This window comes from Parasphingorhabdus sp., from assembly GCF_036963705.1.
GTDB lineage: Bacteria > Pseudomonadota > Alphaproteobacteria > Sphingomonadales > Sphingomonadaceae > Parasphingorhabdus.
In genome coordinates, this window is the sequence record NZ_JBALUT010000036.1 from 18,476 (window position 1) to 28,264 (window position 9,789).

The window sequence follows — 9,789 nt, forward strand, 5'->3', positions numbered from 1 at the left end:
TACCCTTCAGGAGGCATGTCGATTCATGGATGATGACGAAAATTTACCGCGCAACGCCAATGATCCGGTGGCCTTATTGGTCAAACAGGATCTTGATCCATTATCTGTGGATGAACTGGACCAGCGCATTTCCTTGCTGGAATCGGAAATAAACCGCTGTAAAGCCAAGAAAAGCTTCTCTGTGACCCACCGCGCCAGCGCAGAAAACCTGTTCAAAAAGTGATAAACGCTGGCTTAAATTAAAGCATTTGTTAACCTTGTTTAATAATAGTTGGGTTCAACCGTTCCAAATTGGACCGTATAGGAGAAGTTAGACACGAAACTGGCAATCTTGGCCAGATACCTAGAGATCGAAGCGTCTGGACCCTTGACGTTTAGGGAATGGGGCACGATCTAAAGGACAAGCAATTGGTTAAAGCCCGAACCGGATGGAACAGCATTCGTGTCGGCAACCGGAACGCCAACACCGTTCCAATTTTGGAGTAAAATATATGCCATCCTTCGCTGAATCGCTCGAGAAGACCCTGCATCAGGCGCTGAAAAACGCTTCTGACCGGAGCCATGAATATGCGACGCTCGAGCATCTTCTTCTCGCATTGATCGACGATGGCGACGCTTCACAAGTGATGAATGCGTGCGGCGTGGATCTGGGCGAACTGGAAGACGCCGTCGTGCTTTATCTGGACAGCGAGCTTGATTCCCTGAAGGTTGAAAAGGCCATCGACCCCTCCCCCACCTCCGGTTTCCAGCGGGTAGTCCAGCGCGCCATTCTTCACGTTCAATCGTCTGGCAAGGACGAGGTCACTGGCGCCAACGTGCTGGTTGCACTGTTTTCCGAGCGGGAAAGCTATGCAGTTTATTTCCTCCAGCAGCAGGATATGAGCCGGCTCGATGCGGTGAGCTTTATCAGCCACGGCGTCGGCAAAGGCGGCCAGCCGGTCGAACCAGCCGAATTGTCGGGCATGGAAGGCGGCGAGGACAAGAAAGAGAAAAACAAGAAAGAGACGGCGCTCGACCAGTTTACCGTCAATCTCAACAAAAAGGCTTTGGACGGCCGCATCGATCCATTAATCGGACGGCAGGCAGAAGTCGACCGGACGGTTCAGATCCTGTGCCGGCGGTCGAAGAATAATCCGCTTTATGTCGGCGAACCTGGCGTTGGTAAAACCGCAATTGCCGAAGGCCTCGCGCTGCGTATCGTCGAAGGCAATGTGCCGGAAGTTCTGCTTCCCGCGGTGATCTATTCGCTGGATATGGGCTCTCTGCTCGCCGGAACCCGCTATCGCGGTGATTTCGAAGAACGGTTGAAGCAGGTTGTTTCCGAGCTGGAAAAAATGCCCGATGCGGTATTGTTCATCGACGAAATACACACCGTGATCGGTGCCGGCGCGACCAGCGGCGGCGCGATGGATGCATCGAACCTGCTCAAGCCGGCACTATCCGGTGGCGTCATTCGCTGCATCGGATCAACCACTTACAAGGAATTCCGCAACCATTTCGAGAAGGACCGTGCCTTGCTGCGGCGCTTCCAGAAAATCGACATCAACGAGCCGTCGGTCGAGGATACGATCAAGATCCTCGCTGGCCTGCGCGGTGCATTCGAAGAACATCACAAGGTCCGCTATTCGCCGGATGCGTTGAAATCGGCGGTGGAACTATCCACCCGCTATATCAACGACCGCAAGCTTCCGGACAAGGCGATCGACGTGATCGACGAAGTCGGTGCGATGCAGATGCTGTTGCCGCCTTCGCGCCGCAAGAAGATGATCACCACCAGGGATATCGAAGCAGTCATCGCGACAATGGCACGCATCCCTGCCAAATCCGTGTCCAAGGACGACAAGAAAACGCTGGAGAATCTGGAGAGAAATCTCATGCGGGTTGTCTTTGGCCAGGACGAAGCGATTAAGAAACTGTCCAGCGCGATCAAACTTTCCCGCGCTGGCCTGCGCGAACCGGAAAAGCCGATCGGCAATTATCTGTTCAGCGGTCCGACCGGCGTCGGCAAAACCGAAGTCGCCAAGCAACTGGCATCTATCATGGGCATTCCGCTCAAGCGCTTCGACATGTCCGAATATATGGAGCGCCACAGCGTCTCCCGCCTGATCGGCGCGCCTCCGGGCTATGTCGGCTATGACCAGGGCGGTCTGCTGACCGATGCGATCGATCAGAACCCGCATTGTGTGCTGTTGCTCGACGAGATCGAAAAAGCCCATCCCGACCTGTTCAATATCCTGTTGCAGGTGATGGACAACGGCAAGCTGACCGATCACCACGGCAAGACGGTCGATTTCCGCAACGTGGTGTTGATCATGACGACCAATGCCGGCGCGTCCGACATGGCAAGAGAAGGTATTGGCTTTGGCAATATGTCCAAGGAAGATGCTGGCGAGGAAGCGGTGAAGAAAACCTTCACCCCCGAATTCCGCAACCGTCTCGATGCGATCGTGCCCTTCGCCTATCTGCCGACGGAAGTCGTTGCACGCGTGGTCGAGAAATTCATTCTCGAACTCGAAATGCAATTGGCCGACCAGAATGTCCATATCACGCTCGACGAGGATGCGCAGGCATGGCTCACCGAGCGCGGCTATGACAAGCTTTACGGTGCCCGTCCTATGGGCCGCCTGATCCAGGAAAAGATCAAGCAGCCGCTCGCCGAAGAACTATTGTTCGGCAAGCTCAGAAACGGCGGCGAGGTCAAGGTCCATCTGAAGGACAACAAGCTGACCTTCGAAGTCACGGCGGCCGCGCCCAAGACCAAGAAAAAGAAGGCGCCGCCGAAGAAGAAGGCTCCTACCGAAGCAAAATGACTAACCAAATAGGGCTTTAAACCCCGCATGATTGAAGAACGGCGTGACTGGTCCCACGCCGTTTTTTTTGTGTGATTTATTGGCGGGACAGTTTCTGCTACAATGAGCCCTCGCAAGGCGCACGCATCGGCGACGAAGCACCGTTACCCGCTGACTTGACAGCGGTTCCGATCCGTCCGCTGAACGGTCCAGAAAATACCAACGAGCTGAGAGGGTAAGATATGAGCTATATTGACGGATTTGTGATCGCGGTTCCCACCGCCAACAAACAGAAGTTTATCGATCATGCCAACACCGCAGACAGCATGTTCATCGACATGGGTGCGACAAGGGTGATCGAATGCTGGGGCGACGACGTGTCGGAGGGCAGCACCACCGATTTCCGCAAGGCGGTGAAGGCCAACGAGGATGAAAGCATCGTCTTTTCGTGGATCGAATGGCCGGACAAGGCGACACGGGATGCCGGCATGGCGAAACTGGAAGCAGCAATGGAAGATCCGGACAACGCCGATCCACGGATGGATCCGGTGAAAAACCCGATGCCCTTCGATGGCAAGAGGATGATCTTTGGCGGCTTTCAACCCGTCGTCACGCTGGGAGAATGAGGAGTAGGACCGATGTCCAACAAACATGGTGATTTCATCTGGTATGAATTGCTGACCACCGATGCCGACGCCGCGCAGGATTTTTACGGGCCACTACTCGGGTGGGATTTTTCCGATAGCGGTCAGGCCGATATGGACTATCGGCAGATCTCGATGAAGGGCAACGGTCTGGGCGGTCTGTTGCCGCTGACACCCGAAATGACTGCCAATGGCGCACAGCCCTGCTGGCTCGGCTATATCAATGTCGAGGACGTAGACCGGATGGCAGAGGCGATATCCTCTGCGGGCGGTAGCGTCCATCTGCAGCCGCGGGATATCGCGGAGGTCGGACGGTTCGCGCTGGTCGCCGATCAGCAGGGCGCCATGTTCTATGTGATGAAGCCGACGCCGCCCGCCGATAATCCGGATGCGACAAGTCTCGCCTTTGCAGCAACCGAACCGATGGTCGGTCATTGCGCCTGGAACGAGCTTGCCACCAGCGATACGGACGCTGCGCTCAATTTCTATCACGACCTGTTCGGATGGGAGAAAGACGGCGAGATGGATATGGGCCCGATGGGCACTTACAGCTTTCTCCGCCATGACTTCATGATCGGGGCGATGATGGACAAGCCCGACGCAATGCCGCTGTCCGCATGGACCTATTATTTCCGCGCGGCCGACATTGACGAGGCGGTAAAAACCATCAGGGCCGGGGGCGGCCAGATCACGCTGGAACCGACGGAGATTCCTGGCGGCGAGTTTCAGCTCAACGCGATGGACCCGCAAGGCGCAGCCTTCGCTTTGGTCGGTGCACGAGAGTAGACAATCCGCGAAACTATCTGCACATGTTGAAACACTCCTGACATGATGCTGTCAGGAGGGCTATGATATCCGGCGCTTGTTCAACCAACAAGAAGGAGCAAGCAGATGACCGAGAGTAATCATGATCGACTGGTTTGGGTGGAGATTCCCGCAACCGACCTCAACCGCGCCAAAGGTTTTTATGAAGCCGTCCTTGAGACGCCCCTCGTCGAGGACAACAACGGCCCGCAGACCATGCAGATGATCCCCAGCAGCAATGGCGCGATGTGCGGCCATCTCTATGAAGGCAAGCCCGCGACTGCCGGAGACGGCGTTACCGCGCATCTTTCCGCTCCCGGAGAATTGGCCGAAGCTATGGAACGGATCAAGGCCAATGGCGGTGAAGTGGTATCGGAGACTATCACTATCCCGTCCGGCGCATTTTTCTACGCCAAGGATACGGAGGGCAACAGCCTCGGTATCTTCAAGTATAACGACTGATGCGCAGAGCCGACCGCCTTTTCCAGATTGTCCAATATCTGCGCGGTGGCCGGCTCGTGACCGCAGCCAATCTGGCCAAGCGCCTGGAAGTCTCCGAACGCACCATCTACCGTGATATCGTCGATCTCCAGTCCACCGGAGTGCCAATCGATGGCGAAGCCGGCATCGGTTACATCATGCGCAGCGGCTTCGAACTGCCGCCGTTGATGTTCACCCGCGACGAAATTGTCGCGCTGGTCACTGGCGCGCGAATGGTCAAGGCCTGGGGTGGCACGGCGATGATGGCTGCGGCGGAAGAAGCTTTGGTCAAGATCGAGGCGGTTTTGCCGGAAGCCGAGCGAAGCCGGGTGGGCGATACAAAGATATTCTCGCCAAGCATAGGATTGGCGGGGCAAGCCAGAGAATTAATCGACCGCTGCGAACAGGCGATTGAAGCTCGGGAAATCATTGCCCTTGATTATAGCGACGAGGATGCCGCCACGAGCAAGCGAAACGTGCGGCCGCTGGGGCTGTGGTTCTGGGGCAAAGTCTGGACGCTGGTGGGGTGGTGCGAATTGCGCGATGATTTCCGGATGTTCCGGCTCGACCGCATTTCCAATCTCACGCCTACTGGCGGCGTTTATAAACCGGACCCTGAAAGATCGCTCGAAGAATTTTCGCGGCAGCAGAAAGAAAAATACGAGCAATATTTAGCAGAAACAAAACAAGGAGGAGATTGAGATGACCCTGAAATTCTACACCAACCCGATGTCGCGCGGCCAGATTGCGCGTTGGGCGCTGCACGAAGCGGGCGCGGACTATGAGCAGATATTGCTCGATTATGGCACGTCGATGAAGGCTGACGACTATCTGAAGATCAATCCGATGGGCAAGGTGCCGGCGATTGATCATGACGGCAAGATCGTGACCGAGGGTGCGGCTATCTGCGCTTATCTAGCCGAAGCCTTTCCGGATGCCGGCCTCGCGCCGACCGCAGCGGAACGGGCCGACTATTATCGGTGGCTGTTCTTTGCTGCGGGGCCGATTGAAGCGGCAATTACCAACCGGTCTCTCGGCTTTGAAGTGCCACTAGATAAAGAGATGACTGCCGGTTATGGCAATTTTGACCGGGTTGTCGATGTACTGGATAGCAAGCTCCAGTCGGATGACTATGTCTGCGGCTCGCGCTTTACCATGGCCGATGTCTATTTCGGCGCGCAGATCATATGGGGCACACAATTTGGAACCCTGCCCAAGCGTGACAGCTTCGTCGCTTACGCCAAAAGGCTGACCGACCGTGACGCCCATAAAGCCGCGAAGGCAGTCGATGATGCGCTGATTGCCGAAAATGGTTGATCGTCGCTGAAAGCAAAGGAAAGGGCCAGATGGTTATCCCATCCGGCCCTTTCTAAAAATTGCGCTGAATCTAGCCGCCGGTGGCGGGTTGCTCATAGTCAAGCACTGGCTCGCCAAGCTGGGCGGCTGCCGGTGTAGAGGCGGCGGTCGGATCCCCATATTGAACCTGCCAGGCCTGAAGGTCGCGTTCATATTCCTCATAAGCGAGATAAAAATCGGTGAACGGCTTTTCCAGTTCCATCAAAGCTTGTGCGGAGAATACGTCAAGATCGGCAGACTTGGTCACGATTGCACGCTGGCTGATCTGGACCGCCTGATCACAAAAGGGCCGGCGTAGCGGAGAGAATGACCAGTAATTATAGAGCTGTGTCTGGTGACGATCATGCTCGGTCTTGTAACCGGCACCGATATCCCGCTGGAATTTCCGGATGATCGCATTGTTGGCGTTGCGTAGCGAGGCGCTGTTATTGTTAATGAACGCATTGTAATCATCGACAAGCCGTTCATAGAGCGGGCCGGTGCAGCTTAAAGCCGCCACATTCATCGCGGCCCGAACATGCCACAAGGTTTCCAGCGGTCCGAGATCGCGGTTGATGGTATCGCGCAAGCCATCAGCACGAAGCATCGGCACGACCGAAAGGCTGCTCGCCCCGAATGGCGGTGTCGGCGCGCGCGGCGTATATTGCGGCTGGACGACCGGAGCAGGCGGCGGGGGAGGAGGTGGCGTTTGACAGGCTGCCAAGAAAGCCAGTCCGCTCGCAACCAATATGAGACGTAAATCCTTCAAACGCGGCATCGTATCACTCTCCCGGAACAACAGATTTTTCCTTATGATTCGCGCTGACAATTGTCCAGCCATTGCAGTCAAATCTCGACGAACCGGCAAAAGAAAAAGCCCGACAGTTTCCTGCCGGGCTTTTTTGAAAGTCTGGGGTCTGGCTTTTGCCTATTCCTGGTTGCCCATGAAGAAGAGCAGGAACTGGAACATGTTGATAAAGTCCAGATACAGGCTGAGCGCGCTGAGGACGACGGTCTTGCCGACCATGTCGGTTCCGGCAACATAAGCGTACATGCTCTTGATCCGCTGCGTATCGTAAGCAGTAAGGCCAGCGAAGATCAGAACACCGATCGCGCTGATGACAAAGTTCATCATCGACGACTGCAGGAAGATGTTGATCACCATAGCGACCAGCAAACCGACCACACCCATGATCAGGAAGCTGCCCATGCCCGACAGATCTTTCTTGGTCGTGTAACCGTAGAGGCTAAGACCGAGGAAAGCGGCTGCGGTAGCAAAGAATGTCTGTGCGATCGATGCACCGGTATAGACCAGGAAAATCGTCGACATCGACATGCCCATAAGAGCCGCAAAGCCCCAGAACATCGCCTGCAATGTGAAGGTCGAGAATTTATTCTGCCCGTAACTCATCGCGAAAACAATGGCCAATGGCGACAGCATGATCACCCATTTCAGCGGACCGCCACCGAACATGATGTCCTGAGCGAGTCCGGAACTGGCAAATAGCATCGCGACCAAGCCGGTCAGCAAAACGCCGCTAGCCATATAGTTATAGACTTTGAGCATATAGGTGCGCAGGCCCGCGTCAAACGCGACTTCGGTCTGCGGCGCGGCGCCCACACTGGGCTGCCCGAAGGTTGTTCTTGGGTCTTGCCAAGCCATAATATGCATACTCCTCAAATTAGCGAGCCGATAAACGGGCCCGATTGGTTTCAATATCGGGTAATGGCTGTTGTTTTTCAAGGAAAACCGGTGTGTCATGGCAAAAAATAGGCCTCGCTTTCCATAGATAAAATCTATCTGCCAGCCCAATGTCTGAATAATTTCCCGATTGGAAGACGGATATCCGTAGTCTGGAACACAATCATGTCGCCGATTGTCTCTGCAGATCGGAATATTCTATTCAATTTCCAGCAATTGCCTGATGGTTTTCGCCGCTTCGGTCACTTCCGCCCAGGTCTGGTCGAATCCATCCTCTGCCCCATAATAGGGATCAGCGACATCCTCGCCCGCCCTGCCCGCAACATGATCGAACAACAGCGACAGATTCACCACAGCATGCGCAGGTCGCATTGCCACCAAATCGCGCAAATTCTGATTGTCCAACGCGATAATATGATCAAAATCGTGAAAATCCGATGTCGTGACCTGCCGCGCGCGCAAGTGACCTATATCGACGCCATTCCTGCTCGCCACCGCCTGAGCCCGCTCGTCAGGGGCATGACCGACATGCCAGTCACCGGTGCCGGCAGAATCGATGATCACATTCAGCCCCGCGGCAGCGCATTCCTGGCGCAAGGCGGCTTCGGCCAGCGGAGATCGACAGATATTGCCAAGACAGACAAACAGCACAGAATGGCTCATAAATTCACTCTACTCATTACTACTCAAATGGATCGACTCAGCGACCGCCGACGAACACACCGCAGGCTATGCGCCCGCCGCTGTCTCCGGAAGGATCGGTCTTCAGATCATCGGCGCCTTCGTGCACGACAAACGCCGCCCCGTCCGCATCGAGTAGCGCCTTGTCGCCATCTTTAAGCGTCGCCCCGGGGACCATCGCCTCAAGTGCGCCAGTGCCGTCTGCGCCAATATCCAGATTGAAAAAATCCCCCGCATGCGCGCCTTGCGGATTGTCCAGGCCATGGGCCTTCCCGGCCGGATTCCAGTGGCCGCCAGCGGATTTGAAATCAGGGCCTTCGCATTTACCGGTTTCGTGAATATGCACACCGTGCGGGCCCGGCGACATGCCCTTCGCGCTGATGTTTACCAGCAGGCCATTATCGCCCTGCGCCACGATTACCTCGCCATATTGGGTCTGATCCGCGCCCACCAAGCCGGCGCGCGCGACATTGCCGCTGACTTCGCCGGGAGATTCGCCTTCCTGGGCGCATCCGGCGGCCAAAAGGGATAACAAGACCACGCCCGACAGGCTGATGTGATGTTGACGCACAAAGCTTCTCCTTGATTTAATCGCTATTGATTGCATGGTAGCAGCCGATCCGCCCGCTTGGAACCATGTTGTTCCAATGGCTTGCTTTCTCCGTCCTTCAGGAACCCGATTGCCACATATGCATTACCTGATCGCCCTCGGCTCCAACCAGCGCCACCAGCGCTTTGGCTTGCCGCGCGAAATTCTTGCGGCGGCCTTGCAGCGACTGGCGACGCGGCGTCTGACCGTTGCAGCAGCGTCCACCGTGATTGCATCGCGCCCGGTCGGGCCATCACAAAGATCCTATGCCAATGCGGTCGCGGTCATCGAAACAGCGGAGCAGCCTCCGGCCCTGCTGATCATCTTAAAGCAGATAGAATCAGAATTTGGGCGACGGCGAGGTCAGGCCTGGTCGCGCCGGGTGCTCGATCTGGACATTCTGCTGTGGAGCGGCGGGGCGTTTGACGGCGACGCGCCCGCCCTCACCATCCCCCATCCTCTGATGCGTGAACGCGGCTTTGTTCTAGGCCCGGCGGCGGAAATTGCAGGCGATTGGCGCGATCCCCTGACCGGTCGGACAATCACCCAATTGCACGCCCGCAACCGCCGCCCCAAGAAACGTCCGGAAAAAGCGCCAAAGCGGCTTGACCCTGCAACAAAGCGTCCCTAGGGAGGCGCTTCCCAACGGCTTTGTGCACTGCACCAGCCAGTTACGGGGGCCCTTAGCTCAGTCGGTAGAGCAACTGACTTTTAATCAGTAGGTCGCTGGTTCGAACCCAGCAGGGCTCACCATAATACGTTGAA

General features: G+C 56.1%; 12 protein-coding genes and 1 tRNA gene. 9 read left to right on the forward strand and 4 right to left on the reverse strand.

Translation table 11 applies throughout. The features are described from left to right. Positions 1–25 precede the first annotated feature (25 nt). The 7 genes from V7680_RS09605 (at position 26) to V7680_RS09635 (ending at position 6,034) form a co-directional block, all read left to right on the forward strand. On the forward strand, positions 26–223 hold the full coding sequence (locus tag V7680_RS09605; protein WP_335653075.1) for a DUF1192 domain-containing protein: 198 nt from the start codon (positions 26–28) through the stop codon (positions 221–223). Between the two features lie 268 nt (positions 224–491). Next, on the forward strand, positions 492–2,810 hold the full coding sequence (gene clpA / locus V7680_RS09610) for an ATP-dependent Clp protease ATP-binding subunit ClpA (protein ID WP_335653076.1): 2,319 nt from the start codon (positions 492–494) through the stop codon (positions 2,808–2,810). A gap of 221 nt (positions 2,811–3,031) precedes the next feature. Continuing rightward, positions 3,032–3,415 (forward strand): DUF1428 domain-containing protein, encoded by a 384-nt coding sequence (locus V7680_RS09615; protein WP_335653077.1) that lies wholly within the window; start codon positions 3,032–3,034, stop codon positions 3,413–3,415. A 12-nt stretch (positions 3,416–3,427) separates the two neighbouring features. Beyond that, the gene (locus tag V7680_RS09620; protein ID WP_335653078.1) at positions 3,428–4,219 is read left to right on the forward strand and encodes a VOC family protein; all 792 of its coding nucleotides are present in this window, start codon (positions 3,428–3,430) and stop codon (positions 4,217–4,219) included. Positions 4,220–4,324: 105 nt separating this feature from the next. Continuing rightward, the gene (locus tag V7680_RS09625; RefSeq protein ID WP_335653079.1) at positions 4,325–4,699 is read left to right on the forward strand and encodes a VOC family protein; all 375 of its coding nucleotides are present in this window, start codon (positions 4,325–4,327) and stop codon (positions 4,697–4,699) included. Then, complete coding sequence (locus V7680_RS09630) at positions 4,699–5,418, forward strand: helix-turn-helix transcriptional regulator (protein WP_335653080.1); 720 nt, start codon at positions 4,699–4,701, stop codon at positions 5,416–5,418. The genes V7680_RS09625 and V7680_RS09630 overlap by 1 nt, the downstream gene beginning before the upstream one ends. A gap of 1 nt (position 5,419) precedes the next feature. Beyond that, the gene (locus V7680_RS09635; RefSeq protein WP_335653081.1) at positions 5,420–6,034 is read left to right on the forward strand and encodes a glutathione S-transferase family protein; all 615 of its coding nucleotides are present in this window, start codon (positions 5,420–5,422) and stop codon (positions 6,032–6,034) included. 70 nt (positions 6,035–6,104) lie between these two features. Here V7680_RS09635 and V7680_RS09640 read toward each other — a convergent pair whose 3' ends face one another. From V7680_RS09640 to V7680_RS09655, 4 genes are all read right to left on the reverse strand, one after another. Beyond that, positions 6,105–6,851 (reverse strand): hypothetical protein, encoded by a 747-nt coding sequence (locus tag V7680_RS09640; protein WP_335653082.1) that lies wholly within the window; start codon positions 6,849–6,851, stop codon positions 6,105–6,107. A 129-nt stretch (positions 6,852–6,980) separates the two neighbouring features. Continuing rightward, complete coding sequence (locus V7680_RS09645) at positions 6,981–7,724, reverse strand: Bax inhibitor-1/YccA family protein (protein WP_335653083.1); 744 nt, start codon at positions 7,722–7,724, stop codon at positions 6,981–6,983. A 228-nt stretch (positions 7,725–7,952) separates the two neighbouring features. Next, positions 7,953–8,417, reverse strand: coding sequence for a low molecular weight protein-tyrosine-phosphatase (locus V7680_RS09650; protein WP_335653084.1), 465 nt, complete (start codon positions 8,415–8,417; stop codon positions 7,953–7,955). A 37-nt stretch (positions 8,418–8,454) separates the two neighbouring features. Further along, positions 8,455–9,006, reverse strand: coding sequence for a superoxide dismutase family protein (locus tag V7680_RS09655; RefSeq protein ID WP_335653085.1), 552 nt, complete (start codon positions 9,004–9,006; stop codon positions 8,455–8,457). Between the two features lie 118 nt (positions 9,007–9,124). Here V7680_RS09655 and folK point away from each other — a divergent pair, with 118 nt between their 5' ends. Next, a complete protein-coding gene (gene folK, locus V7680_RS09660) occupies positions 9,125–9,655 on the forward strand; it encodes a 2-amino-4-hydroxy-6-hydroxymethyldihydropteridine diphosphokinase (protein ID WP_335653086.1) in 531 nt (176 codons plus the stop codon). 46 nt (positions 9,656–9,701) lie between these two features. After that, positions 9,702–9,777: transfer RNA gene (locus tag V7680_RS09665), tRNA-Lys, on the forward strand. The last annotated feature ends 12 nt before the right edge of the window (positions 9,778–9,789 follow it).

Coding starts and splice junctions, on each gene's coding strand:
- V7680_RS09645 (WP_335653083.1), bottom strand. CDS start 7,724: ATGCATATTATGGCTTGGCAAGACCCAAGAACAACCTTCGGGCAGCCC.
- V7680_RS09630 (WP_335653080.1), top strand. CDS start 4,699: ATGCGCAGAGCCGACCGCCTTTTCCAGATTGTCCAATATCTGCGCGGT.
- V7680_RS09620 (WP_335653078.1), top strand. CDS start 3,428: ATGTCCAACAAACATGGTGATTTCATCTGGTATGAATTGCTGACCACC.
- V7680_RS09605 (WP_335653075.1), top strand. CDS start 26: ATGGATGATGACGAAAATTTACCGCGCAACGCCAATGATCCGGTGGCC.
- clpA (WP_335653076.1), top strand. CDS start 492: ATGCCATCCTTCGCTGAATCGCTCGAGAAGACCCTGCATCAGGCGCTG.
- V7680_RS09615 (WP_335653077.1), top strand. CDS start 3,032: ATGAGCTATATTGACGGATTTGTGATCGCGGTTCCCACCGCCAACAAA.
- V7680_RS09650 (WP_335653084.1), bottom strand. CDS start 8,417: ATGAGCCATTCTGTGCTGTTTGTCTGTCTTGGCAATATCTGTCGATCT.
- folK (WP_335653086.1), top strand. CDS start 9,125: ATGCATTACCTGATCGCCCTCGGCTCCAACCAGCGCCACCAGCGCTTT.
- V7680_RS09635 (WP_335653081.1), top strand. CDS start 5,420: ATGACCCTGAAATTCTACACCAACCCGATGTCGCGCGGCCAGATTGCG.
- V7680_RS09625 (WP_335653079.1), top strand. CDS start 4,325: ATGACCGAGAGTAATCATGATCGACTGGTTTGGGTGGAGATTCCCGCA.